20 protein-coding genes and 1 tRNA gene are annotated in these 24,193 nt (G+C 74.4%); 8 read left to right on the forward strand and 13 right to left on the reverse strand.

Annotated features, from left to right (window positions below; all coding sequences use genetic code 11):
* Window positions 1–59: 59 nt before the first annotated feature.
* From NJC10_RS09645 to mtrA, 3 genes are read right to left on the reverse strand one after another with little or no spacing between them, the layout of a single operon-like run.
* Window positions 60–1,844 (reverse strand): LpqB family beta-propeller domain-containing protein, encoded by a 1,785-nt coding sequence (locus NJC10_RS09645; protein WP_319076239.1) that lies wholly within the window; start codon window positions 1,842–1,844, stop codon window positions 60–62.
* Window positions 1,841–3,538, reverse strand: a complete 1,698-nt coding sequence (gene mtrB / locus NJC10_RS09650; RefSeq protein ID WP_413466425.1) for an MtrAB system histidine kinase MtrB — start codon at window positions 3,536–3,538, stop codon at window positions 1,841–1,843. The genes NJC10_RS09645 and mtrB overlap by 4 nt, the downstream gene beginning before the upstream one ends.
* A 59-nt stretch (window positions 3,539–3,597) precedes the next feature.
* Entirely contained in the window at window positions 3,598–4,278 is a 681-nt protein-coding gene (gene mtrA, locus NJC10_RS09655; RefSeq protein ID WP_248117191.1) for an MtrAB system response regulator MtrA, read from the reverse strand.
* A 168-nt stretch (window positions 4,279–4,446) separates the two neighbouring features.
* On the opposite strand from mtrA, the gene NJC10_RS09660 reads away from it, so the two are divergent.
* Both NJC10_RS09660 and NJC10_RS09665 read left to right on the forward strand, forming a co-directional pair.
* Window positions 4,447–5,163, forward strand: a complete 717-nt coding sequence (locus NJC10_RS09660; protein WP_319076240.1) for an RNA polymerase sigma factor — start codon at window positions 4,447–4,449, stop codon at window positions 5,161–5,163.
* Window positions 5,154–6,215, forward strand: a complete 1,062-nt coding sequence (locus NJC10_RS09665) for a CU044_5270 family protein (RefSeq protein ID WP_319076241.1) — start codon at window positions 5,154–5,156, stop codon at window positions 6,213–6,215. The genes NJC10_RS09660 and NJC10_RS09665 overlap by 10 nt, the downstream gene beginning before the upstream one ends.
* A gap of 20 nt (window positions 6,216–6,235) precedes the next feature.
* Here NJC10_RS09665 and NJC10_RS09670 read toward each other — a convergent pair whose 3' ends face one another.
* From NJC10_RS09670 to NJC10_RS09695, 6 genes are all read right to left on the reverse strand, one after another.
* The gene (locus NJC10_RS09670; protein ID WP_319076243.1) at window positions 6,236–7,342 is read right to left on the reverse strand and encodes a hypothetical protein; all 1,107 of its coding nucleotides are present in this window, start codon (window positions 7,340–7,342) and stop codon (window positions 6,236–6,238) included.
* Window positions 7,335–7,751 carry a chorismate mutase gene (locus NJC10_RS09675; RefSeq protein ID WP_319076244.1) on the reverse strand — a complete coding sequence of 139 codons (417 nt, stop codon included), beginning with the start codon at window positions 7,749–7,751 and terminating at the stop codon, window positions 7,335–7,337. The genes NJC10_RS09670 and NJC10_RS09675 overlap by 8 nt, the downstream gene beginning before the upstream one ends.
* Before the next feature lie 10 nt (window positions 7,752–7,761).
* On the reverse strand, window positions 7,762–8,898 hold the full coding sequence (mnmA, locus tag NJC10_RS09680) for a tRNA 2-thiouridine(34) synthase MnmA (RefSeq protein ID WP_248117201.1): 1,137 nt from the start codon (window positions 8,896–8,898) through the stop codon (window positions 7,762–7,764).
* Window positions 8,899–9,208: 310 nt separating this feature from the next.
* Window positions 9,209–10,429 (reverse strand): cysteine desulfurase family protein, encoded by a 1,221-nt coding sequence (locus tag NJC10_RS09685; RefSeq protein WP_319076246.1) that lies wholly within the window; start codon window positions 10,427–10,429, stop codon window positions 9,209–9,211.
* A 44-nt stretch (window positions 10,430–10,473) separates the two neighbouring features.
* Window positions 10,474–11,172 (reverse strand): potassium channel family protein, encoded by a 699-nt coding sequence (locus NJC10_RS09690; RefSeq protein WP_248117205.1) that lies wholly within the window; start codon window positions 11,170–11,172, stop codon window positions 10,474–10,476.
* On the reverse strand, window positions 11,165–12,514 hold the full coding sequence (locus NJC10_RS09695; protein ID WP_248117207.1) for a TrkH family potassium uptake protein: 1,350 nt from the start codon (window positions 12,512–12,514) through the stop codon (window positions 11,165–11,167). Before NJC10_RS09695 ends, NJC10_RS09690 begins: the two co-directional genes overlap by 8 nt.
* 89 nt (window positions 12,515–12,603) lie before the next feature.
* Here NJC10_RS09695 and NJC10_RS09700 point away from each other — a divergent pair, with 89 nt between their 5' ends.
* The 3 genes from NJC10_RS09700 (at window position 12,604) to NJC10_RS09710 (ending at window position 15,599) form a co-directional block, all read left to right on the forward strand.
* Complete coding sequence (locus NJC10_RS09700) at window positions 12,604–13,542, forward strand: J domain-containing protein (protein WP_319076247.1); 939 nt, start codon at window positions 12,604–12,606, stop codon at window positions 13,540–13,542.
* Between the two features lie 109 nt (window positions 13,543–13,651).
* Window positions 13,652–14,131 (forward strand): tRNA (cytidine(34)-2'-O)-methyltransferase, encoded by a 480-nt coding sequence (locus NJC10_RS09705; RefSeq protein ID WP_319076305.1) that lies wholly within the window; start codon window positions 13,652–13,654, stop codon window positions 14,129–14,131.
* 7 nt (window positions 14,132–14,138) lie between these two features.
* Window positions 14,139–15,599, forward strand: a complete 1,461-nt coding sequence (locus NJC10_RS09710; protein WP_319076249.1) for an anti-sigma factor domain-containing protein — start codon at window positions 14,139–14,141, stop codon at window positions 15,597–15,599.
* A gap of 58 nt (window positions 15,600–15,657) precedes the next feature.
* On the opposite strand, the gene NJC10_RS09715 is transcribed toward NJC10_RS09710, so the two are convergent.
* Window positions 15,658–16,458, reverse strand: coding sequence for a PIG-L deacetylase family protein (locus NJC10_RS09715; protein ID WP_319076250.1), 801 nt, complete (start codon window positions 16,456–16,458; stop codon window positions 15,658–15,660).
* Entirely contained in the window at window positions 16,455–17,876 is a 1,422-nt protein-coding gene (locus NJC10_RS09720) for a S1C family serine protease (RefSeq protein WP_319076251.1), read from the reverse strand. The genes NJC10_RS09715 and NJC10_RS09720 overlap by 4 nt, the downstream gene beginning before the upstream one ends.
* Before the next feature lie 237 nt (window positions 17,877–18,113).
* On the opposite strand from NJC10_RS09720, the gene NJC10_RS09725 reads away from it, so the two are divergent.
* From NJC10_RS09725 to NJC10_RS09735, 3 genes are all read left to right on the forward strand, one after another.
* Complete coding sequence (locus NJC10_RS09725) at window positions 18,114–20,297, forward strand: TPM domain-containing protein (RefSeq protein WP_319076252.1); 2,184 nt, start codon at window positions 18,114–18,116, stop codon at window positions 20,295–20,297.
* 146 nt (window positions 20,298–20,443) lie between these two features.
* On the forward strand, window positions 20,444–21,253 hold the full coding sequence (locus NJC10_RS09730) for a PspA/IM30 family protein (protein ID WP_319076253.1): 810 nt from the start codon (window positions 20,444–20,446) through the stop codon (window positions 21,251–21,253).
* Window positions 21,254–21,445: 192 nt separating this feature from the next.
* Window positions 21,446–22,831 carry a sodium:glutamate symporter gene (locus NJC10_RS09735; protein ID WP_319076254.1) on the forward strand — a complete coding sequence of 462 codons (1,386 nt, stop codon included), beginning with the start codon at window positions 21,446–21,448 and terminating at the stop codon, window positions 22,829–22,831.
* Between the two features lie 95 nt (window positions 22,832–22,926).
* Here the strand turns inward: NJC10_RS09735 and NJC10_RS09740 are convergent, their stop codons facing one another.
* Together NJC10_RS09740 and NJC10_RS09745 are read right to left on the reverse strand one after the other, a co-directional pair.
* Window positions 22,927–23,736 carry a hypothetical protein gene (locus NJC10_RS09740; protein WP_319076255.1) on the reverse strand — a complete coding sequence of 270 codons (810 nt, stop codon included), beginning with the start codon at window positions 23,734–23,736 and terminating at the stop codon, window positions 22,927–22,929.
* Window positions 23,737–24,043: 307 nt separating this feature from the next.
* Window positions 24,044–24,117, reverse strand: a tRNA-Met gene (locus tag NJC10_RS09745).
* Window positions 24,118–24,193: the final 76 nt, after the last annotated feature.

A 24,193-nucleotide genomic window follows, 5' to 3' on the forward strand; every position in this document is an offset into this window, starting at 1 on the left:
GCGTGCCCCCGCTGGGGACGAGGGCGCCCCCGGTGACTCCTGTGCAGGGGCCTCGCGGCTCAGCCGGGGAAGGCCAGATCGCGCACGGGCCGGCTGAGCTCCTGTGCCCGCCACGAGGACCCGACCAGCATGAACACGGTGTCCCGCGTCTCGGCGTACAGCGTGCCGCGGTCCCCGGCCGAGACGCCGGTGAGCCCGGAGAGCGGGTTGAGCTGACGCGTCGTGCCGTCGAGGTCGATGATCTCCGGGGTCACCCGGTCGTCCTCGTCCCCGGCTGTCGCGCTGGCGATCAGGCTGGTGTCCCCCACCCACTCCACCAGGTCCGGATCCTCCTGGCTCGGCAGCAGCAGCGGCTCGGTCAGGGAGGCGGGCACGCCGTCGGAGCCTCGCACGACGCCGGCCACCCGCACGGTGCGCCGCTCGCCGTCGTCCACCACGAGCGCGGCCCGGGCGCCGCCGCGGGAGATCCGCAGGGCGACGATGCTCTCGCCGTCCTCCAGCCACGGGGCGGTGACCACGCGCCCGGAGCCGTCTCCTTCGGGCTCGAGGGGGCTCGCCTGGATCCGGGCGGACCCGCCGGCGTCGACCGTCCAGGCCCAGCCGAGCGCGTCGATGCTCGGCGGGGTCAGGCCGGTGCCCCTCACGGCCTGCTCCAGCCTGCCCTCCGCGGTGGCGAGGTAGAGGGAGGTCCGGTCCTGAGTGAGGAACGCGAACCGGGTGCGGTCACGGCTCATCGCGGGGACCGCGGGGTGCAGGTCGGCGACGTTCGGGACCCCGCCCACGGGCGTCACGCTCAGACCCTGGAAGAACGCGAGTCCGCCGGTGGAGGGGGCGACGCCCACCTGCACCGACTCGGCGGGCGGGTCGACCTGGACCGGGACGGGGGTGGCGTCGCCGCCGCTCGAGGCCAGGGGGGCGCCCTCCACCGAGACCTCCACCCGGTTCACGGAGGCCAGGCCCGTGAGCGTGAGCCGCAGCTGCTCCTCCATGCGGTAGCGCGCCTCCGCGTCCGCGCCCTCGACGGCGGCGTCCACGAGGTCCACGCGGGCCACGCCGGCTTCGTCCACGGGGACCGCGGGGTGGGTCAGGTCGGTCCCGGAGCGCACGGGGAACGCGGACACCGTGGCCCCCGTGAGGTAGGGCGCGGGGCCGTGGAGCAGCGCGCGCGTCGCGGCCGTCACCGTGGTCCCGCGATTGACGAACCACCGCACGTCCGCGACGGCGTAGGTCATGGTCTGGTCGAAGAACACCAGGTCGTGCGGAGCGTAGACCTGGGTGAACTGGGAGAGGGAGAGCAGTGTGCCGTCGTCGACCGCCGAGATCCGCGGGCCCTGCTCGGTCTCGTCGAGGGTGATCTCCCAGGCGCGTGTGCTGCCGGGCGGGGCCATGGTGCGCAGCCCGTACTCGTCCACCTCGGAGTCCACCTCCACCTGGATCTGGTAGGAGTCCTCGGCCACCCGCGTGATGGTGGGCTGCGCCGAGTAGACGACCGTGCGCTGGGCCGGGTTCCACTGCCGCGTGGCGGGACCGGTGAGGTGCTCGCGGGCGATCTCGTAGTCGTCCTGCGGGCTCGTGCCCGCCAGGATGAACCCGCGGATCACCTCCTCGGCGTCCGCCCCGTCGGCGGGGCCGGGCGGACGGAACTGCGGGGTGTCGGCGGAGGCACGGTTGTCCGCGAGGGGCTCTCCGGTGCGCACCGGGGAGGACTGGGGGATCTGCGTGCAGCCCGCCAGCACCAGGCAGGCCGCGAGGGTCGCGGACAGGGCGGCCGTGCGCCGCCCGCGGGAGGTGGGCGGGCGGAGCGGGGCTCGGCGGCGCGGCTCGGCTCGATGTGGATCGCTCACGATTCCTCCTCGGACAGGGGCGGGGCGGGGATCGGGTGGGATCCGGCCCCCGAGGGGTCGCCCCCCGGACTCCGGCCGTCCGCGGCCGCCGCGGCGATCACGTCGTTCCAGCGCGTCTCGGGCAGCGGGCGGTCCAGGTCGTCGGCGCGCCGCCGGCCGGACTCGGAGTACTGGGGCGGGGTGCTCATCGCGGCGCGCACGAGCGGCTCGGGCGCCTCCATCCCGGCCGGGGTGGCGGACCGCCGGCGGGGCAGGGAGAGCATGAAGCATGATCCCACGCCCAGCTCGCCCCACGCCTCGAGGCGGCCGCCGTGCAGCCGGGTGTCCTCCGTCGCGATGGAGAGGCCCAGACCGGAGCCGCCCGTCGTGCGCTTGCGCGACGGGTCGGCCCGCCAGAAGCGGTCGAACACGCGCTGGACCTGCTCGGGGCTCATCCCGACGCCGTGGTCCACGACCGCCACCGTGACCACCTTGACGTCGGCGCCCACCACGACGTCGACGGGCGCGCCGTCCGCGTGCTCGATCGCGTTGTTGACGAGGTTGCGCAGGATCCGCTCGATGCGTCGAGGGTCCACCTGGGCCTCGAAGGTCTGCCCCTCCGCCCGGCCGAGCGGCACGAGGTAGACGGGCACCTCCGCCTGCTCGGCGAGGGGCTGGGCGGTGAGCACCACGTCACGCGCCAGCTCCAGCAGATCGGTGCGCTCGAGCGCGAGCGAGGCCGCGCCGGCGTCGAAGCGGGTGATCTCCAGCAGGTCCGCGAGCATGGCCTGGAAGCGGTCCACCTGGTGGTGCAGCAGCTCGGTGGAGCGTCGGTTCACGGGGTCGAAGTCCTCGCGGGAGCCGTAGAGCACGTCGGCGGCCATCCGCACCGTGGTGAGCGGGGTGCGCAGCTCGTGGGAGACGTCGGAGACGAACCGCTGCTGCATCTGGGAGAGCTGGGCCAGCTGGGTGATCTGATCCTGGATGCTGTCCGCCATCCGGTTGAACGAGGTCCCCAGACGCGCCAGCTCGTCCTCGCCGCGCACGGGCATCCGCACGGCCAGGTTCCCGCCGGAGATCGCCTCGGCGGCGCTGGCGGCCTCCTGGACCGGGCGAACGAGACGGCCCGCCGCCCACGTGGACAGCACCACGTTGAGGACGATGAAGCCCGCGCCGAACACGAGCAGGACCCGCAGCACGGAGTCGAGGGACTCCTGGACGTCGGAGAGGTCGTAGACGAGGTACAGCGCGTAGCCGGCCCCCGGGGGCAGCACCACCTGGGTGCCGAAGGCGAGCGCGGGCCGCGGGACGCCGGCGGCGTCGGGCAGGGAGATGCTCGCGTCGTACACCCCGGGGCCCTGGGCCACGGCCCGTTGCAGGTCCTCCGGGATCACGGACGGATCGAACTGCGCGGAGGAGATGGTGCCGACATAGGCGGACTCGGACTCGGGCAGCGGCGTCAGGTGGAAGCGACGGCGGATCGTGGTGCCGGTGTCCCCCTCGAGCGCACGCAGCGTCTGGCTCACGAGCGCGTCCGTGCTCTGGTCGTCCGAGGCGGTGGAGCCCGCGAAGGTCTCGTGCACCCGGCTCAGACCGCGCCGGGCCTCGGCCTCCACCTGCTGGTACCGGGACTGGAAGAGGGCCTGGGTGATCTGCTGCGTGAGGAGCCCGGAGAGGGCCAGGCCGGCCACGAGTGTCAGCAGGGCGGCGAGCACAGCGCTGCGCAGCCGGAGGGACTGGGCCCAGCGGTGGCGCAGTGCCGTCCACGCGCGCGTCAGGACTGGCCCGCCTTGTACCCCACGCCGCGGACGGTCAGCACCACGGACGGGTTCTCGGGGTCACGCTCCACCTTCGAGCGCAGGCGCTGGACGTGGACGTTGACGAGGCGGGTGTCCGCCTGATGACGGTAGCCCCAGACCTCCTCGAGCAGCATCTCGCGCGTGAAGGCCTGACGCGGCTTGCGGGCCAGCGCCACGAGGAGGTCGAACTCAAGGGGCGTGAGCGAGAGGGCGGTGCCGCCGCGGGTGACCTGGTGGCCGGCCACGTCGATCTCCACGTCCCCGATGCGCAGCAGCTCCGCGGGGCGGGTCTCGCCCTCGCGCAGGCGCGCGCGCACCCGGGCCACGAGCTCGGCCGGCTTGAAGGGCTTGGGCACGTAGTCGTCCGCGCCGGACTCCAGCCCGCGGACCACGTCCGCGGTGTCGGACTTGGCCGTGAGCATCACGATCGGCACGTCCGACTCGGCGCGGATCAGCTTGCAGACCTCGATCCCGTCGATGCCGGGCAGCATGAGGTCCAGCAGCACGAGGTCCGGGCGCTCGGCGCGGAACGTCGGCAGAGCGGACGTGCCGTCGGCGGCGAACGCGGGCTCGAAGCCGTCGTTGGTCAGGACGATGCCGATCATCTCCGCGAGCGCCTCGTCGTCGTCCACCACCAGGATCTTGGCCCTGCTCATCGTTCCTCCTCGTCCGCTTCACGTCCGGGCGTCCCCGACACTTCGGATCGTAGCGCCCCGGGCGGACGCCGGGCGCCCTCGGCCGTCACCGCCGCCCGGAACGTCACCGATTCGTGACGACGGCCGACCCCGGTGGGAACCCTGCGCCGCCCGCGGACATGATGGGGCATGGACACCTCCTCGACTCCGCCGCTGACGGACCTCGGCGACGTCGCCCTCTGGGCCCTCGTGCGGGGCGACGACGCCGACGCCTTCGCCGCCGCCTTCGATCGCCATCAGGCGCGAGTGCACCGTCACGCCCGGCGCTGGACGGTCACGCCGCACGACGCCGACGACCTCGTGGCCGCCGTATTCCTGGAGGCATGGCGTCGCCGGGAGGACGTGAGCGTCGTGGACGGATCCGTCCTCCCCTGGCTCCTCGCCGCAGCCAACAACGTCCAGCGCAATCGTGCCCGCTCCGCCGTGCGCGGCAGCCGTGCCATGGAGCGGCTGCGCCGCCGCAGCGCGACGTCGGCCCCCGACCACGCGGACGACGTCGCCGAGCTCGTCGACGCCGAGCGGCGCGCCGACACCGTCCGGCGGGCGTTCGCGCGGCTCGACCCGATCGCCCAGGACGTCCTGACCCTCTGCGTGCTGGAGGACCACCCGATGGCCGCTGCGGCCGAGGTGCTCGGCTGTCCCGTCGGCACCGTGAAGTCACGGCTGAACCGGGCCCGGCGCAGCCTGCGCCGGGCCCTCGAGGACACCGCACCGGACGCCCCCGTCACCGCCCTCCCCTCGGTGCCGGCCGCCGGCCCCGTCCCTGCCCGCCGTTCCGACACGCCTCGCATCGTCACCCGCCCCGCGTCGCCCACCCTCACCGAGAGGACCGCCTCATGTCCGTGAGCACCCGTCACCAGCCCCCTGCCGACGCGCTCGGCCCCGCCCTCGACTCCGCACTGCTCGGCCGCGCAGACCGCTCCCCCTCCCCCGATCGGGTCGCGGCGCTGCGGGAGCGCATCCTGGAGGACGCCTCGTCCGAGGCGGTCCTCCAGGCCTCGGAGACCGACTCCTCGCGCCGTCCCCGCGCTCAGCGGTGGCTCGCCGCGGCCGCCGTCGGCGCCGTCGTCGTCACGGGCCTCGGCGTGGTGCCGGGTGCCGTCGCGGAGGCGGAGGCGAGCCAGGTCCTCACCGACACGGCCGCGGGGATCCGGTTCACCGACGACCTGGTCCCCGGGCCGGGCCAGTACATCCGAGTGGACTACCGCCACACCCAGAAGGCGATGTCGGGGCCGGGCGGAGTGCAGGAGGCGCTCTCCTACGGCCGGGCCCGCTACCTCCCGGCCGACCCGGGCCGCGACGCCGTCGACGTGCCCGATCCGACGCTCGCGGCGGACGGCAGCGTGCTCTCCCAGGAGCCCTCGACCTCCTACCGGGCGGACGCGATGGGGCCGGGCAGCCTGCCGCGGAGGCTCGAGGTCGACACTCTCGAGGACGTGCCCCGGGATCCCGACCAGCTGATCCGGTTCTTCCGGGACCGGTATCACGGCGGCTCCGCCTCGAGGGACGAGAACCTGTTCGTGCAGCTGACCGACACGCTGCGCGAGCCCGGCCTCCCCGCCGACCTGCGTCGAGGCCTCGTCGCGGCCCTGGCCCAGGCACCCGGGGTCCGGGTGGAGGAGGCGGTCACGCTGTCCGATGGGCGCACGGGTGTCGGCGTGAGCCGCGCCGAAGTCCTGCAGATGGGGGCCGTCGAGCAGATGGTGCTGGACCCGACCACGGGGCAGGTGATCGGCGAGCGCGATCTCGTCGGATTCGGCGTCGGGGAGTTCGGGACGACGGAGGTCGTCTCGGAGTCGACCACCCGGCTCTCGATCGTCGACGAGGCCCCGAGGGCCCAGGTGCACATCGACGACCACATGGGGCCGAACGGGGAGGACATCACCCACCTCCCCTGAACCCCGGGACACCCGACGTCTCAGCCGAGGAGCTCGCCGACCCGCGCGTCGAGCTCCTCGGCGTCGGTGCGCAGCCGGCGCAGCACGGCTGCGTCGTGCCGCCCGCCGACCGTCAGCGTCACGCGGCGCAGCAGGGCGGGGTCCATGCCCATCCGGTCCCACGTCCGGACGATCGTCGCGGGCCGCTCGGCGGTGCGCAGGGTGACGCGGCGGCCGGCGTCGGCCCAGCCCGCGACGACGCCCCACTCCTCAGGCGTGGAGCCCGGCCCCTCGAGCGCGCCCACGGGGAGCATGAGGGACACCGGCTGCCGCGTCGTCACCGTCTCCGACGGGGGCGGCGCGTCCGGGAGCGCCTCGGCCGCGAGCGCAGCCAGCGCGGCATGGTCCGGCGCGCCGTCCTCGGACCCCACGCCCGCCCGGCCCGGAGCGAGCCACGCATCCTCGATCCCCCCGCGCGCCATGAGCCCGGTGAACAGCTCGCGCCACACGTGCCGCGCCTCGTCCCGGGGCATCGAGCGCACGGTGCGGTAGCCGCTCGCGGTGGGCAGGGCTCCGGCGAGCACCGCGGCGGCCCACGGCTCGTCCAGCACGACGCCGAGACGGCGCGCCCCGGTGGTCTCCCGCAGGCGCCCGAGCGCCTCGATGAGCCCTTCCCGGTAGGACTCGGCGACGTCGCGGCGTGCACCGGCGTCGATGAGCACGCGTTCACCGCCGGGCAGCCACAGCGCCCCGAGCAGACTCAGCGGCCCGCGCACGCGCACCGCGAGACGCTCGGTGGAGACCCCCTCGGCGCCGGCCGTGTCTGCCCAGCGGTGGGCGTCCTCGCGCCAGAAGGACACCGCCCGCCGCCGGTCCATGCCGGAGCCGACGACACCGGGCGGGCTCACCCGCCAGCCGTGGGGCTGCAGGTCCACGGGGAGCTCGTGCAGGAGGGCGGCCGAGCGTCCCACGTCGTCCGCGCCGGGGCCGCGGTCCGGCAGCTCGGGGAGCACGGGCCAGTGCTGGCCCTCGAGCTCCCCGTGGGTCGCGCGGTGGGCCTCCGCGGCATCGGTCCCGGACCACGGGGACCCGCCGAGGGCGCGCACCGACGTCGCCGACGGTGGCTCAGTGGCGACCGGCTCAGGCACGGGCCCCTCCGTCAGCATCACGGGCGGCGTCCTGCCGGACCACGGGGATCGTTCCGGTGCGGGGGCCGACGTCCTCGCCCGCCGCGATGGCGCGGTGGTGACGGATGACCTCGGCGATGATGAAGTTCAGGAACTTCTGGGCGAACGCGGGCTCGAGCTCGGCGTCGTGGGCGAGGCGCTGGAGGCGCTCGATCTGCGCGGCCTCTCGTCCCGGATCCGAGGGAGGGAGGTCGTGCTCGGCCTTCAGCCGGCCGACGCGCTGCGTGAACTTGAAGCGCTCGGCGAGGAGGTAGACGAGCGAGGCGTCGATGTTGTCGATGCTTCCGCGGATCGCGAAGAGCTCGTCGAGGACGGCCGGGTCGGTGGACGCGTCGAGGGAGCTGGCATGCGGGTCGTAGTCGGCGCTCATGACGGGAAGACTACGCACCCGCGGGAGCGGCGAGGCGGGCGTTGCGCGCGGCGTCGATGGTGGCCTGGCCGAGCACGCGCGTGCCCCGGTAGAGCACGGCGGACTGTCCGGGGGCGACCCCGCGCAGTGCCGCGGCGGGCTCGATCTCCCAACGGGGGGCGCCGTCGTCGCCGGCGGCCTGGCGGGCGCGGGCCGGGACGATCTCGCCGTGGGCGCGGAACTGCAGCTCGCAGTCGAACCAGTGCCCGGCGGCGGCCTCCGGCAGCGGCGACCCCGCCCACGTCGGGCGGATGCCGGTGATGCGGTCCACGTCCAGCAGGTCGCGGCCGCCGACCACCACCGTGTTGTCCTTCGGGCGCACCTCCAGGACGAAGCGGGGCCGGCCGTCGGCGGCCGGGCGGCCGATGGCCAGCCCCTTGCGCTGGCCCACGGTGTAGGCCTGGGCGCCGGCGTGGGTGCCGAGGCGCTCGCCGTCGGGGCCGACGATGGGGCCGGGCTCGAGCTCGATGCGCTCGGCGAGCCAGCCGCGCGTGTCCCCGTCAGGGATGAAGCAGATGTCGTGGGAGTCCGGCTTCTGGGCGACCGTGAGGCCGCGCTCGGCCGCCTCGGCGCGCACGAGCGCCTTGGACGGGGTGTCCGCCAGCGGGAAGAGGCAGTGGGCCACCTGGTCCGCGGTCAGCACGCCGAGGACATAGGACTGGTCCTTCGCGTCGTCGGCGGCGCGGTGGAGCTCGAGCGCCCCGTCCGCGCCGGGGCGCACGGCGGCGTAGTGGCCCGTGCAGACGGCGTCGAAGCCGAGCTCGAGGGCACGCTCGAGCAGGGCTGCGAACTTGATCTTCTCGTTGCAGCGCAGGCACGGGTTGGGCGTGCGGCCCGCGGCGTACTCGGCCACGAAGTCGTCCACCACGTCCTCCTGGAACCGCTCGGAGAAGTCCCACGTGTAGAAGGGGATGCCGAGCCGCTCGCACGCGCGCCACGCGTCCTGCGCGTCCTCGATGGTGCAGCAGCCCCGCGAGCCGGTCCGCAGCAGGCCCGGCATGCGAGACAGCGCCAGGTGCACCCCGACGACGTCGTGACCGGCGTCCACCGCCCGCGCGGCGGCCACGGCCGAGTCCACTCCCCCGGACATGGCGGCGAGGACCTTCATGGGGATGCCTTTCGACGGGGAGCAGGGCTGGACAGTCTACCGAGCCGGCCCCAAGACCGTGCATGGTCGCCGCCGCCCGATGGGTCCTCCTGCCGCGAAGGCGCGGGGGGGATCAGGAGCGCAGCCACCAGCACCGCAGAGAGGCCCAACCCCCACCAGAAGAGCGTCCCAGCCGCTCAGTGACGACAGGGACGCCTCTGCACTCGGCGCCGTCCCCGTCGGCATGTCCCCTCCATCTGCCGCGCGCTCACGCGACCCCAGGGCAGACGATCACCTCAGCGCCCCCAGGACGCGGGGCTTCATCGACTGCTCACCGTCCGGAAGGACGCAGCCGCCCCAGCGCCCCCACGAGCGCCGCCACGTCCTCCGCCGTGCTCGTGTGCCCCAGCGTGAACCGCTGCGTCGCCCGCGCATCCGCCTCGGTCCGCCCCGGCAGCGCGAGCACCACGTGGGACGGCTCGGCGACGCCGGCCGTGCACGCCGAGCCGGAGGACGTGTCCAGCCCGGCCATGTCGAAGCCGAACAGCAGCGCATCCGCGCTCTTCCCCGGCACGGTGACATGCACGTTCCCCGGCAGCCGCCGTGTCCCGGCGGGCAGCCGCTCCCCCGTGGCCGGGTCCACATCGCGCGGCCCGGTGAGCGTCACGCCCCCCACCGCGTCGACGGCGGCGATCACCTCGTCCCGCAGCGCACCGAGGCGCTCGGCCTCGCCCGACTGCTCGGCCACCGCCTCCTCGACGGCGGCCGCCAGCGCCGCCGCCAGCGCCGCCGACACCGTCCCGGAGCGCAGGCGCCGTTCCTGCCCTCCGCCGTGCGCCACCGGCTCGAGCGACACGTCCCGCCGCACGAGCAGCGCCCCCACGCCGACGGGCGCGCCGAGCTTGTGCCCCGACAGGGCGAGCGTCGCCGGCCCGGACCCTGCGAAGTCCACGGGCACCGCGCCCACGGCCTGCACCGCGTCGGTGTGCATAGGCACCCCGTGCTGCGCCGCGATCCGTGCCGCCTCCGCCACGGGCTGCACCGTGCCGATCTCGTTGTTCGCCCACATCAGCGTCGCCAGTGCCGTGCGGTGCGGCGCCTCCGCGAGGGCCGCCGCCCACGCGCCGAGGTCGACGGCGCCGTCGTCGTCCACCGGGACGAGCACGGACTCGGCGCCCTCATGGGCCACGAGCCAGTCGACCGTGTCCAGGACGGCGTGGTGCTCGATCCCGGTGTGCACGATCCGCGTGCGGCCCCGGTCCGCCGCGCGGCGCGCGCGGAAGAGCCCCTGGACGGCGAGGTTGTCCGCCTCCGTGCCCCCGGAGGTCAGCACCACCTCGGACGGGTGCGCCCCGACGGCGGCCGCGATGCGCTCGCGGGACTCCTCGAGCCCCAGCTTGGCGCGGCGGCCCGTGGTGTGCAGCGAGGCGGGGTTGCCCACCTCCCCGGCCGCGCCGGCGAACGCCGCGAGCGCCGCGGGCCGCGCCGGGGTCGTCGCGGCGTGGTCCAGGTAGACGCGTCGGGGCGTGGTCACGGGGCGGGTCTCGGGCACGGGGCGAGTCTACGGAGCGCGGGCACGGACGCCGCCGCCGCCCCTCAGCGCAGCGCCGCGAAGGCCTCCACGGCGCGCGTGGGGCCGGCCACGAGCAGCGTGTCCTCGGGCACGAGCACGTGATGGCCGGGCGGGTACGCCCATCCGTCGCCGCTGCGCAGGGCGACGACGCGCACCCCGGTCTCCCCCGCCAACCCGGCCGAGCGCAGGTCCTGCCCGAGGTGGCGCTGAGGCGCGGACGTGCGCACGATCGCGAAGCCGGGCTCGACCTCCACGAAGTCGTCGAGGGCGTTGAGCACGAGGTGGGCCACGCGGCGGCCCATGTCCCGCTCGGGGTGGACCACGTGGGCCACGCCCAGCTGCTGGAGGATCGCGCCGTGCCGGGGGTCGTTGGCCTTGGCCCACAGATGCGTGACGCCGAAGCGCAGCATCAGCGAGGTCGTCAGCACGGACCCCGCGAGGTCGCCGCCGATCGCCACCACCACGTGGTCGGCCTCGTGCACGGACAGCTCGCGCATGGCCTCCTCGTCTGCGGTGTCGGCGCGCACCACGTAGGTGAGCCGGCCATGGAGGGACTGGACGACGGCCGGGTCGTGGTCGACGCCCAGCACGTCACGGCCGGAGGCCATGAGCTCGAGGGCGACGGAGGCACCGAAGCGGCCGAGGCCGAGCACCACCACGGTGGAGCCCAGGGCGCCGGTGGACGGCTTGGCCGAGAACAGGGAGCGGAGCGGATCAGCCAATCAGGGGCCTCTCTTTCGGGAGTTCGTAGTGGCGCGTGCGGGTCTTGAGGGCCAGGGCGCCGGCCACGGTGGCCGGGCCGATGCGCCCCACGAACATGAGCACCATGAGCACCAGCTGCGCCAGCGGCGGAAGCTGGGCGGTGATGCCGGTGGACAGCCCCACGGTGGCGAACGCGGAGACGCATTCGAAGAGCACTTGGTCGGTGGTGAAGGACGTCATGCCCATGAGCAGAACCGTCCCCGTGATCACCGCGGCGGCCGAGAGCATGATGACCGTGATCGCCTCACGATGCGTCGAGCGGGACAGGCGGCGGCCCATCACGTTCACGGCCGCGTCGCCGCGCAGCTCGGTGACGACGACGGCGCCCAGCACCACGGCCGTCGTGATCTTCACGCCGCTCGCCGTGCCGGCCGGGCCGGCGCCGATGAACATCAGCAGGTCCGTGGCCATGAGGGTGACGGGGTGCATCTGCCCGTAGTCGAGGGAGTTGAAGCCGGCGGTGCGGGTGGTGACCGACTGGAAGAACGCGGCGAGGACGCGGGAGGCCGGGTCCAGGGCACCCAGCGTGCGCGGGTTGTTCCACTCCATCACGAGGTACATCGCGGTGCCCGCGGCCAGCAGCGCCACGGTGCCGACCACCACGATGCGCGCCGTGAGCGGCCAGCGGCTTGGCCTGCGGAAGTGCCGGACGAACGTGACGTACACGGGCAGGCCCAGGCCGCCGGCGATGATCGCGGCGGCGATCGGCAGGCACACGAACGGATCGGCCACGAAGTCCATGAGGTTCGCCGAGTGCAGGGCGAAGCCGGCGTTGTTGAAGGCGGAGACGGCGTGGAAGAGCCCGTGCCACGCCGCGGTGGGCAGCGGCAGGCCGTGGCCGAGCCAGAACCGCAGGGTCAGGCACGCCGCCACGCTCAGCTCCACCGCCGCGGAGACCGTCACGAGAAGGCGCAGCACGCCGGGCAGGTCCCCGATCCCGGAGGTGCGCGAGGAGGCGGCCGCGTCCAGCCGCTGGGTCAGCCCGAGGCGACGCATCACCAGCAGGCCCATCAGGGAGGCGAACGTCATCACGCCGAGGCCTCCGAGCTTGATCAGGCAGAGGATGACGACCTGGCCGAACCCCGTCCAGAACGTCTCGGTGTCCACCACGCCGAGGCCCGTCACCGTGGTGGCGCTCGTGGCGGTGAAGGCCGCCTCGAGGAGCGTGGGCGCGCGGCCGGCATAGGACGCGGGCAGCCGCAGGGCGGCGGTGCCGAGCGCGATCACGACGAGGAAGGACAGGACGACCGCCTGCACGGGACGCAGCCGCGGACGGCCGGGCATGCGTGGCGCTGAGGGCATGGGCACGAGCCGGGAATCTACACCCGCGTGGGGCGCCACGCGGAGCACTCCCGCGATTCCCGGCGCGAGGCGTGCGACACAATGGTGCGATGGCGCACGACGACGGGGACCACCGCACCGCGTATGAGGTCCTGGGCGTGCCCCGGGCCGCCACGGAGGAGGCGGTCCGCCGCGCCTACCGCCGCGCGGCCCGGCAGGCTCATCCCGACGTCGGCGGGGACCCTGCGGCCTTCCGCGCGCTCACGAGGGCATGGGAGACCCTGGGGGACCCCGAGGCCCGCCGGCGGTATGACCTGTCCCTCCCGACGGACCCCGCGCGGGGCGCCGCCGGGCCAGGGGCGGGAGCGCCGTCCGCGCGCGCGGCCGAACGGCCCGGCGCGACGCCCGTCCGCTACGACCCGCCGCCGGGCGAGGCGTCCGCGGACCTGGCCGTGCTGGACCTGGCCCGATCGAGCCAGCGCGTGCACGGCGCGCCCCGGCCCCGGGGCCTCCTGCCGGACGAGCACCGCGTGCTGCGTCAGGCCCGGACCCTGGACCTGCTGATGCGCCACGTCCTCGACGCACTGCCGGCCGCGCGCATCCTGACGGGCCTGCGCCTGGCCGGCCGCTGGGGCCGGCCCCTGGACGTGGACCACGCGGTGCTCTGCGGGCACCGCCTGGCGCTGATCGGATCGGTCCAGGTGCCGGACGGCGTCTACACGTGGGACGGCACGGACCTGCGGGCCGGGACCCGCCCCGTCGCGCCGCCGCTGCTGAGGCCGGCCATGATGGCGTGGCAGCACGCCCTGCCGCACGTCACCGTGGGCGGCTTCGTGCTCGTCATGACGGACCGGGACGCCATGCACACGCCCGTGATCCGGCACGCCCGCGGCGCGGACGACCCCGCCGCGCAGGAGGACCTCCTCACCGAGCCGCCGGCCGCGGGCAAGACGTTCCTGCGGGACCTGCTGCTCTTCCTCGGCTCGGGCGAGCACCGCGACCTCGTGGACCGCCGGGTCCTCGGCTCGCTCGTCGCCCGGCTGCACTGACCGGGCCCGGCACTACCATGGGCGGGTGCCCGATCTCCCCGCGTCCGCGCCCCTCAACCCCCACGCCGCAGCGGAGCGGGGCCCCGCTCCCGGCACGCCCGGGTTCCGGATCCTCCTGCACTCCCCGGAGATCCCCGGCAACACGGGCAACGCGATCCGGCTCGCCGCCATCACGGGTGCGGAGCTCCACCTCGTGGAGCCGCTCGGCTTCGGCTTCGAGGACGCCCACCTGCGCAGGGCGGGCCTGGACTACCACGACCTCGCCGTCGTGACCGTGCACCCGGACCTCGAGGCGGCGTTCGCCGCGCTGGGCCCCGCGCGGGTCTTCGCGTTCACGGCCCGGGGCGGCGTGCGCCACGACGAGGTGGCCTACGAGGCGGGGGACGTGCTGATGTTCGGGCGCGAGTCCACCGGACTCGACGCGGAGGTGCTGGCCCACCCGCGGGTCACCGCCGCGGTCCGCCTGCCGATGCAGCCGTCCCGGCGCTCCCTGAACCTGGCCAACGCCGTCTCGGTCGCCGTGTTCGAGGCGTGGCGGCAGCACGGCTTCGCGGGCTCCGCGGCCCCGGACGGCGATTCCCTACACTGAGGTCACCATGGACACGACTGACGCGCACGAGACCCCCGCCCCCGCGCTCGAGGAGCAGGGCGGGCGCTCGCCCTCCGACCCGCTCACGGTGGACGCCCTGCTGCGTCAGAGCGCCCGGGGGGACCGCGCGTCCTTCTCCGCGTTCTACGACGCGACCGTGCCGTGGGTGCACGGGATGGCGGCGGCCATGTTCCGCTCCCCACGGGACGCCGCCGAGGCGACGCTGCAGACCTACCTCGCCGCGTGGGAGGCGGCCCCCGAGGCCGAGCTGGACCTGAGCGAGAAGGACGACGCCGCCCACCGCGAGCGCCTCGTGTTCGCGTGGCTGGAGGTGCTGGCCCACCGTGTGATGACCGGACTGCTGCGAGAGGAGGCGGAGCCCGGTCGGGGCCGCCTCCCCGACGGCGCCGGGCCGGCCGCCTCCGACCGTCACGCACCTCCGGAGGACCTCAGCGGGCGGGTCGATCCCGCCGCCTTCGAGGCCGTCCGCGGTGCGTGGCTCGGCGGCCTGACCGACGCCCAGCTCGCCGAGCGACTGGGCCTTCCGCGCGACACGGCCCGCACCCTGGTGCGCAACGGCGTCCGCCAGCTCACAGCCGCGCACCGCACGCTGGCCCGCGGACTCGACCAGCCCGCCGACGCGGACGCGGCCCGCACGACCGACGTCCCCCTCGGCGCCACCACCGCCGAGGACCTCGAGGCCGGCCGCGGCGCCCAGCTGGCGGACCTGGCCGCCCTCCATGCCCTGAGCCCCGAGGACCACGCCGCGGCCGTCGACGCCGTGCGCCGCCGCGGCGGCGGTGACCTGGCGGTGTGGCGATCGCGCGTGGACGGCGCCCGCCGCGCCGTGACATGGGCCTTCCGCGGCGTCGTGGCGGAGCCGCCCTCGGCCCTGCTGGACGACCTGCTCCACCGCCTGCCCGCTCCGGCCGCGGAGGACGCGGCCGGCAGGCCCGTCCGTCCGCCCCGGGACCGGCGGCGACCGCTGAAGATCGCGCTGCTGACCCTCCTGACGCTGCTCGTGGTGGCCGCGGGCGCGTGGGTGGCCTGGGACCAGTTCTCCCGTCCCGGGATCGTGCACCGTGTGGAGTCGGCCCAGGACCTCTACACCACATCCACGTATCCGGGGCGCCAGGGCGGGACGCTCCAGGCGTTCCTCTCCCCGGATCAGAACAGCGGGTTCGTCACCGTCAACGGCATGCCCCGGCTTCCCGAGGGCAGGGCCTACCAGGTGTGGCTCTACCCGAAGGACGGCTCGGCCCCCTCCTCGCTCGGGCAGTACGGCTCCGGCGACTTCGGGGACCCGCTGGCGTTCCGCGGTCTGGACCGGTTCGCCGCGCTCTCCCTCACCGAGGAGGCGGACGACTCTCCCGCCGTCCCCACCTCGAAGCCCCTCGTCAGCATCAGCCTGGACCCCGGCTCGCACACCGGGCCCCAGTACGGCGGACGCCCCTCCAGCCACGGCTGAGACGCACCGACCCGCATCGATCGCGGCCCCCGCTCCTCTCGGGCGGGGGCCGCGGCCGTCAGAAGCCGGCGATCGTGCCGGGGCCGTTGACGGTGACGAGGTGGAAGGCCTCGGCCGAGCCCGCGGGGCCGGCCGGGCCCGCGGCGGCACGGTGGTTCTCCGCCAGCATCCCCCGCACGTGCCGGCGCATCCCCTCCATGTCCGGGTGCTGGGAGAGGTGCGCGTCGAGGGCGCGCAGCTTCACGTCCTCCAGCCCCGTGACGTCCACGGCGAGGTTCCTCCGCTCGGCGGGCGCCGTGTAGAGCATCAGGTGGCGGATGCGGAACGCCTCGAGGCCGGCCTCGGCCAGCTCCGGGTAGGCGTACGGGTTCTCCACGGCGGGGTACGCCGCGCGGACCACCGCCTCCCCGCACGCGAGATGGTCGGGATGGGCGGCCTGCATGCGCTCCCAGTCCCGCTCGGGGTGCGGGGAGAGGACGACGTCGGGGCGCACCTCGCGCATGAGGCGCACGAGCGCCCTGCGGACCCGGTGGTCCGGCTCGAGGTGGCCGTCCCGCTCCCCCAGGAACCGCACGTCCTCCACGCCGATCGCGGCGGCGGCCGCGCGCTGCTCGGCATGCCGGCGGGCCGTCATGGCCTCGGGCCCCGCGGAGTCGAAGCCGCCGGCGTCGCCGTCGGTCACCACGCACAGGACCACGCGCAGCCCGGCCGCGCAGAAGCCCGCCAGGGTCGCCGCGGCGCCGAAGTCGAGGTCGTCCGGGTGGGCGCCCACGGCGAGGACGGTGCGCCAGCCGTGCTGCCGGGCGAGCGCCGCGGGGGTGACCAGGGCGGTCGCGGCCGCGTTCGTCGCGGGCGTCACGCGGCGCCCCCGTCCGCGAAGGTGACGTCCGCGGTCCTCTCCTCGCCGCCACGGCGGTAGTGCACGGTGGCGGTGTCGCCCACGCGCTGCTCACGGACGACGGCGGTGAGGGACTGCGCGTCGGAGACGGCGCGCTCCCCCACGGCGGTGATGACGTCGCCGGACTCCAGCCCCGCCTTCGCGGCGGCGGAGTCGGCGACGACGTCGCGCACCCGCGCGCCGGCGCTGAACACGGCCGCCGAGTCCTCCGATCCGCCCTTGGCCTGCGCAGGCTCGGGGGTGACGCTCACGCCGAGCATGCCGTGGGTGGCCTCGCCGTCCTCGATCAGGTCCTGCGCGATCCGGTGCGCGTAGTCCACCGGGATGGCGAAGCCCACGCCGATGTTGCCGGCCTCCCCGGAGCCACCGGCGCCGCCCGCGGAGGCGATCGCCACGTTCACCCCCACGAGGCGGCCCTGGGCGTCCACGAGGGCGCCACCGGAGTTGCCCGGGTTGATGGCCGCGTCGGTCTGCACCACGTTGATGTACACCTCGCCGTGCTGGGCCTGCTGCGCGGAGTTCGGCAGCTCGAACCGGAAGCGCTCCGAGCCGGGTGCGCCGGCGGCGGCGTCCTGCTTCGGGGCCTCCGAGGAGGCGACCGCGATCGTGCGGTCCAGCGTGGAGATGATGCCGTCCGTCACCGTGTTCGGCAGGCCCAGGGGCGCGCCGATCGCGATCGCGTCGTCGCCCACCTTCAGGTCCTTCGAGGAGCCGAGCTCGATGGGGGTGAGCCCCTCGGCGTCGATCTTCAGCACCGCGAGGTCGGAGAGCGGGTCCGTCCCCACCACCGTGGCGGCGTACACCGTGCCGTCCGAGGTGCGGACCGTGAGGGACGGGTCGGCCGCCTGCCCGCCCAGGGTCACCACGTGGGTGTTGGTCAGGATGTGGCCCTCGGCGTCGAGGATCGAGCCGGAGCCGGACCCGGAGCCCTGGGGCGAGGTCGCGGAGATCGTCACGACGGAGGGCAGCGCCTTCCCGGCGGCCTGCCCCACCGCGGTGGCCCCCGTGGGCGGGACGGAGCCGCCGGGCGTCGCGCCGGCCTGGGCCTGCTCTCCCTGCCCCGCACCGCCCTGGCCCTCCTGGGCGGTGCCGGCGACGGCGGCCGGGGCGTCGTCCGCGAGGCGACTCACGCCGGCGCCCACGCCGCCGCCCACGAGCCCGGCGGCCAGCACGGCCGCGGCGAGCGCGCCCATGCCCACGCGGCGCGCCGGACGCACGGCCGCCGCGCCGGAGCGCGTGCCGGCTTCAGGCTCATGATGGGGGGTGGCACCCTGGTGGAGGGTCGCGTCCTGGAGGGGGGCGGTCTGCGGCCCCCGCGTGGTCTCGTCCACGGCGTCCTGCCTCTGCTGCTCGTTGCCTGGAGGCCCGGTGCGGGCCACGCTCTGCGAGCGGACCCGGGCCCTCCGCGCGTCGGTCCTGCCCCGGCGGCGCCCCCATCGTTCCCCCTCCGCCTGGACGTGTCCTGAACGTCTCATCCACATGCGGGACGAAGCAGGGCGGGGCGGACGGGACCCCTGGTTCCCCCGCCGGGCGGCCCCTACACTCGAGCGCAGGTTCCCCCGGGCGCCGCCCTCCTGGCGGCGTCCGCTCCGCACGCCCACCGAAGGAGCGCCTGCATGGCCATCCCCGCCCCCACCACGCACGTCGGCCGGCTCAGCCGCGCCGTGACCGCGGGAGGCGTGGGCCTCGGCCTCGCCGCGCTGGCGGCGCCCGCCGCCCACGCCGTGGTGGCCGTGCCGCCGGGCGTGCAGGTGGTGGACGAGGCGGGCGTCCTCTCCTCCTCCGAGGAGCAGCGCCTCACGCAGGACATCCAGCAGATGCGCCGCGAGACCGGTCAGAACCTCTACGTGGTGTACGTGGACCAGTTCGGCGCCGGGGGCTCCCAGGGAGTGGTGGAGGACGTCAACGCGTCCCGCCCCCTGGGCTCGAATGACCAGGTGCTGGCGATCGCGGTGGAGGAGGGCCTCTACGGCTTCGACGCCGGCAGCGCCCTCAACCGGATGCAGGGGGACATCACCTCGGCGTACATCGGTCCCGCCCTGCCGACGTCGGACCCGGCCGACTGGCTCGCCCCGGCCGAGGCCGCGATCGCGGGCGTGGACGACGCCGCCGACGGCGCGCTCGACGGCCGGGGGGCCAGCGGCACGCAGCTCGATCCGGGCGGCCCGCTCCCCGCGGGCGCCGGGGCCGGCGGCGCCGCCCGGCAGGACTCCGGGCAGCAGGACGCCGCCCCCTCCGACGGCGCGGGCGGCGCGCTGACCGGCCTGCTCGGCGCCGGCGCGGTGGCCGCCGCGGTGGCCGGCGGCGTCGCGGTGGCCCGGGGCCGCAAGCGCAAGGACGGGGGCGAGGCCCGCGGCCGCGAGGTCGCGGCCGGTCCCGCCGCTCCGCGCGACCCCCTGGACGCGCTCCCGGTGGAGGAGCTGCGCACGAAGGCCGGCTCCAAGCTGGTGGCCGCGGACGACGCGATCCGCTCCTCCGAGCAGGAGCTCGGGTTCGCGATGGCCTCCTACGGGGAGAAGTCCGTGGGGACGTTCCGCGAGGACCTGGACAAGGCGAAGGAGCACATGCGCGCCTCCTTCCAGCTCCAGCACCAGCTCGACGACGAGATCCCGGACACCGAGGCCGAACAGCGCTCGTGGCTCAAGGAGATCATCGCGCGCTGCGACGAGGTCGGCGCGGCGCTGGCCGCCCACGAGAAGGAGTTCAACTCCCTGCGGGACCTCGAGAACCGCGTGCCCGAGGCACTGGAGGGCATCGCCGCCAAGGTCCCGGCGGCCGAGGAGCGCGTGCAGCGGGCGGAGTCCGCGCTCGTCGCCCTGCACGGCTCGTACGCCGAGTCCGCCCTCGCCGAGGTCAAGGACAACGCCGCCCAGGCACGCCAGCGCATCGACTTCGTCCGCACCGCGGAGGCGAAGGCCAAGGAGGCCTGGAACTCCGGGGATCGCTCCACCGCCGCCCTGGCCGTGCGCGCCGCAGAGGAGTCCCTCGCCCAGGTGGACACGCTCACCGCGGCCGTCGACGGTGCGGACCAGTCCCTGCGGACGATGCTGCAGAACGTGCACACCGGCATCGCCCAGTCCGAGCAGGACGTGGCCGAGGCCGAGGCCGTGGTCCGCTCCGGCGCCCACGCCGACCTCGCCGGCCCCGTGGCCGGCATGAAGCAGACCCTCACCACGGTCCGCTCCTCCCTCGCCTCCGGACGACCCGACCCGCTGGACCTCCTGCGCCGTCTCGAGGCCGCGCACCGACAGCTCGACGTGCCGCTCTCCAGCGTGCGCGACGGCCGCGAGCAGGCCCGCCAGGCCGCGCAGATGCTCCAGGCGGCGATCGCCCAGGCCCAGGCGCAGATCGACGGGACGGCCTCCTTCATCGGCGCTCGCCGCGGCGCCGTGGGATCCGAGGCGCGCACCCGGCTCGCGGAGGCGGACCGCGCCCTCCAGACCGCCATGCAGCTGGGCGGCTCCGACCCCGTGACGGCCCTGCAGCACGCGCAGCGCGCCTCCCAGCTGGCCGACCGCGCGAGCGAGCTCGCGCAGGAGGACGTGAGCGGCTTCGGCTACGGCGGCGGCATGGGCACCATGGGCTACGGCCCCGGCATGGGCTACCAGCGCAGCGGCGTCGGCGGCGGCTTCGCGGGCGGACTCGGCGGCGCGCTGCTCGGCGGCATCCTCATGAACTCGATGCTCGGCGGCGGCCACCACGACTCGTGGGGCGGCGGCGGCTTCGGCGGATTCGACGGCGGCGGGCTCGGCGGCGGCGACTTCGGCGGCTTCGGCGACATCAGCGGCGGAGGCTTCTGATCGCCCACGACTCCGGCGTCGACGCGCCGGCCCCGGCCCGGTCCTGACCGGCACGGGACCCGTCCGCCCTCGGGCCGGCCGGGACGCACGAACCACCGCGGGCCGCCGGCCCGCGGGAAATGGAACACCGACGAAAGGCAGACATCATGGTCAAGCAGTCCATCCTCGGTCGCATCAGCACCCTGGCCAAGGCCAACATCAACGCCATGCTCGACAAGGCGGAGGATCCCCAGAAGATGCTGGACCAGATGGTCCGGGACTACACGAACAACATCGCGGAGGCCGAGGCCGCCGTCGCCCAGACCATCGGCAACCTGCGCATGATCGAGGACGACTACCGCGAGGACCAGGACGCGTCCCGCAGCTGGGGCCAGAAGGCCCTCGCCGCCTCGCAGAAGGCCGACGACTTCCGCAGCAGCGGCGACACCGCCTCCGCGGACAAGTTCGACAACCTCGCCAAGGTCGCCATCGAGCGCCAGATGGACGCCGAGCGCCAGATGAAGTCGGCCGAGCCGACCATCACCTCCCAGCGCGACATCGTGGAGCGCCTCAAGACCGGCCTCGACCAGATGAAGGTCAAGCGCCAGCAGCTGGTCTCCAAGCGGGACGAGCTCACGGCCCGCGCGAAGTCCGCCCACGCCCAGTCCGCCGTGGCCGACGCCGTGAAGTCCATCGACCTGCTGGACCCCACCTCCGAGGTCAACCGCTTCGAGGAGAAGGTCCGCCGTGAGGAGGCCCGCGTGCGCGGCCAGCAGGAGCTCGCCTCCTCCTCCCTGGACGCCCAGTTCGAGTCCCTCGAGGACCTCGGCGAGCAGACCGAGGTCGAGGCGCGCCTCGCTGCCCTCAAGGCCGGCCAGTCGCCCGCCCAGATCGAGTCCTCCGCCGCCGAGGGCCAGAACCTCCAGCTGGACTACGCCGAGGACGAGACGGCCACCCAGGCCCAGGCCCAGGCCTGATCGCCTGCGGGACGACGCCGGCCGCGCCGCGGCCGCGTCCGCCCCTCGACGACGGCGACGTCGAGCACCCCTCCCGGGTGCCCGGCGTCGCCGTCTTCGCGTCTGCGGGGGCGGATTGCTAGGGTCCCCCAGTCCCCCGCATCCCTCGGGGGATCCTCGTTCCTCCCTCGCACCCGACAGGGGTACCTCCACATGCAAGACCAGTTCACGGCGTGGTCCGTCCTGGTGGACGCCGGCCTCATCGGCGCGCTCCTGGCCGTGGGCACGCTGGCCCGTGCCGTCATCACGCCCCTCCAGACCCTCATGATCCCGGCCTCCGTCATCGCCGGCATCCTGGGCCTGGCCCTCGGCCCGAACGGCCTGGGCTGGCTGCCGTTCAGCTCCCAGCTGGGCACGTACGGCTCGATCCTGATCGTCATCGTGTTCGTGTGCATCGCGCTCACCGACGACTTCGACGTCCGCAAGATCGGCCGCCCCGTGGGTGCGTTCGCGTCCTACGGCGTGCTGATCTACGCCTCCCAGGTGGCCATCGGCGCCCTCGTCACACTGGTCCTCCTGCAGCCGCTGTTCGACGCGCCCGACTCGTTCGCCGCCCTGCTGTTCGCCGGCTGGGCGGGCGGCTTCGGCTCCGCGGCGGCTGTCGGCCAGGCCTACGCGGCCAACGGCGACCCGACCGTCACCTCGCTGGCCTACACCTCGGCCACCGTCGGCATGATCGTCGGCGTGGTCGGCGGCATCATCCAGGCCAAGATCGGCGCGCAGCGCGGCCACGCGCGGGAGTTCGCGGGCCTGACCTCCGTCCCCGACGAGCTGCGCACCGGCGTGCTGAGCCAGGTGGAGGAGCGCCCGGTCATCGGCCGGCACACCTTCTCGGCGGCCTCGGTGGAGTCGCTGGCCTTCCAGGTCGGCGTCGTCGCGATGATCGCGGCGGCCGCGCACGGCGTCGTCTCCTGGATCACGGCCGTGTGGCCGACCATCGTGGGTGAGGACGGACCCCAGCTGATCATCCCTGCGTTCGCGATCGCGTTCCTCCTCGGCCTTATCGCCCGCGTCCTGTTCCAGGCCACGAAGACGGCGAAGTTCCTCGACCCGGGCTCGCTGAACTCGGTGTCCGGCACCGCCACGGACATCCTCATCGTCTGTGGCATCGCCGCGATCGCCCCGACCGTGGTCGTGGACTACTGGCAGCCGCTGCTGCTCCTGTTCGTGATCGGCCTCGCGCTGGCCCTGTTCCTGGGGATCGTCGTGGCGCCGCGGGTGATGACCGACTCGTGGTTCGAGAAGCAGCTGTTCACGTGGGGCTGGGCCACCGGCGCCGTCGCCACGGGCGTGGCCATGCTGCGCATCGTGGACCCGAAGCTGAAGTCCGGGACCATGGAGCAGTTCGGCGTGGCCTACATCCCGGTGGTGCCCGTGGAGATCGCGGCCGTGTCCTTCGTGCCGCTGCTGCTCATCGCGGGCATGACCTGGGCCGTCGTGGGCATCTGGGGCGCCATCGCGGTGGCCGCCGTCGTGGCCGCCGTCTGGCTGCGCCGCACCGACCCGACCCGACGAGAGCGAGTGACCGCGGGCGCGTGAGCGTCGCGCACTGACCGCACGACGAAGGGCCCGCACCGAATGGTGCGGGCCCCTCGTTCATGCCGCAGCAGAGCCGCAGCGGTGCGACGATGCGCTCAGCAGGCGCTCAGATCGTCGACCTGACCATCGGCGCCGTAGTACGTATACGCCTTCGAGGACCACGTGGCCCAGGTCAGGACCGTGCCGTCGCTCAGGACCGCTTCGTAGGTCTGGAAGGTACGCCAGGACAGGTCTCCTTCGTGCCACAGAGCATGCGCATTCGGCTCGCGCATGGTGAACTCCCCGAGCTCGGGGATCATGAAGTTGCGGCAGCCGTTGGCGTCCGTCTCGTAGACGCCCTGACGCAGGGTGTTGTTCTGCTCGGTGGCCGTCCAGGTGCTGGTGTAGCCGACGTAGTGGTGGGCTTCGGTGTCCCGGCCACAGGGCCCATAGGAGTTCTTCAGAGCCCAGACGTCGTAGGTGGCGGTGTTGGTCACCGGAGTGCCGGCGGTGGAGCCCTTGGAGTCGTAGTAGCGCAGCGTGCCGGTAGTCCCGGAGAAGGCGGCCCAGGTCTTGCCGTCACCGGTGAGGTACTGGCCGCCGTTACCGGTGCCGTCGGTGTTGTTCACCCAACGGAAGTCCGCGTGAGCCAGGTACTTCGTGGTGGACACCGAGGTGACCGTCACGCCCTCGGGCAGGCCGTCGACCCACACGCGACCGAAGCTGGCGTCCGTGTAGACCCAGTACTTGCCGTCATTCTCGGTGCGGTAGAGGCCGCTCGAGGAGCTCGACGTGAGCGGGCACACCCCGGAGCTGGCGTATGCGGGCGCAGCGATGGTGACCGCCACCGCAGGCACGGACCAGGCCACCCCCTTGGCAACGGTGCGGCGGCTGAGCGTGGAGTGACTCGTGGTGGATTCGTTCATGTGGGCCCCCTGGGGATCGTGAAGACGATGGAAAGACTGCCGTGCATCACGGTCCGGGAAGGGGATGTCCGAGTGCCGCATGCCGTTCCTTCAACATTATTGCACAGTCAAGCGAAAGCGAGGGAGTCCGCAGCGCGAGCCTGGCGCCCACCAGGCTCAGGGATCGCTGAATTCTGGGGCGTCCGGCGGTCACGGGGACTTCCGCCCCCGCCCGCACGGTGAGAGACACCACCACGCGCCCGGCCGCGCGTCGCCGTCAGCACAAAGACGAAGGCCCCCAGCAGATGCTGGGGGCCTTCTCTTCTCGTTGCGGGGGCAGGATTTGAACCTGCGACCTCCGGGTTATGAGCCCGGCGAGCTACCGAACTGCTCCACCCCGCGGCGACTCGTATGACTATACACGCCCGGAGCGGTGCGTTCAAATCGAGGACAGCCGCCCGTCACCTGACGGCCACGC

This window comes from Micrococcus sp. M4NT (assembly GCF_033790745.1).
In the GTDB taxonomy this organism is placed as follows: Bacteria; Actinomycetota; Actinomycetes; order Actinomycetales; family Micrococcaceae; genus Micrococcus.

Excerpts from the sequence above, each read along its gene's own strand:
- mtrA (WP_248117191.1), bottom strand. The coding sequence starts at position 4,278 with ATGAGCAGGGCCAAGATCCTGGTGGTGGACGACGACGAGGCGCTCGCG.
- NJC10_RS09660 (WP_319076240.1), top strand. The coding sequence starts at position 4,447 with ATGGACACCTCCTCGACTCCGCCGCTGACGGACCTCGGCGACGTCGCC.
- NJC10_RS09665 (WP_319076241.1), top strand. The coding sequence starts at position 5,154 with ATGTCCGTGAGCACCCGTCACCAGCCCCCTGCCGACGCGCTCGGCCCC.
- NJC10_RS09675 (WP_319076244.1), bottom strand. The coding sequence starts at position 7,751 with ATGAGCGCCGACTACGACCCGCATGCCAGCTCCCTCGACGCGTCCACC.
- mnmA (WP_248117201.1), bottom strand. The coding sequence starts at position 8,898 with ATGAAGGTCCTCGCCGCCATGTCCGGGGGAGTGGACTCGGCCGTGGCC.
- NJC10_RS09695 (WP_248117207.1), bottom strand. The coding sequence starts at position 12,514 with ATGCCCTCAGCGCCACGCATGCCCGGCCGTCCGCGGCTGCGTCCCGTG.
- NJC10_RS09700 (WP_319076247.1), top strand. The coding sequence starts at position 12,604 with ATGGCGCACGACGACGGGGACCACCGCACCGCGTATGAGGTCCTGGGC.
- NJC10_RS09710 (WP_319076249.1), top strand. The coding sequence starts at position 14,139 with ATGGACACGACTGACGCGCACGAGACCCCCGCCCCCGCGCTCGAGGAG.
- NJC10_RS09725 (WP_319076252.1), top strand. The coding sequence starts at position 18,114 with ATGGCCATCCCCGCCCCCACCACGCACGTCGGCCGGCTCAGCCGCGCC.
- NJC10_RS09730 (WP_319076253.1), top strand. The coding sequence starts at position 20,444 with ATGGTCAAGCAGTCCATCCTCGGTCGCATCAGCACCCTGGCCAAGGCC.
- NJC10_RS09735 (WP_319076254.1), top strand. The coding sequence starts at position 21,446 with ATGCAAGACCAGTTCACGGCGTGGTCCGTCCTGGTGGACGCCGGCCTC.
- NJC10_RS09740 (WP_319076255.1), bottom strand. The coding sequence starts at position 23,736 with ATGAACGAATCCACCACGAGTCACTCCACGCTCAGCCGCCGCACCGTT.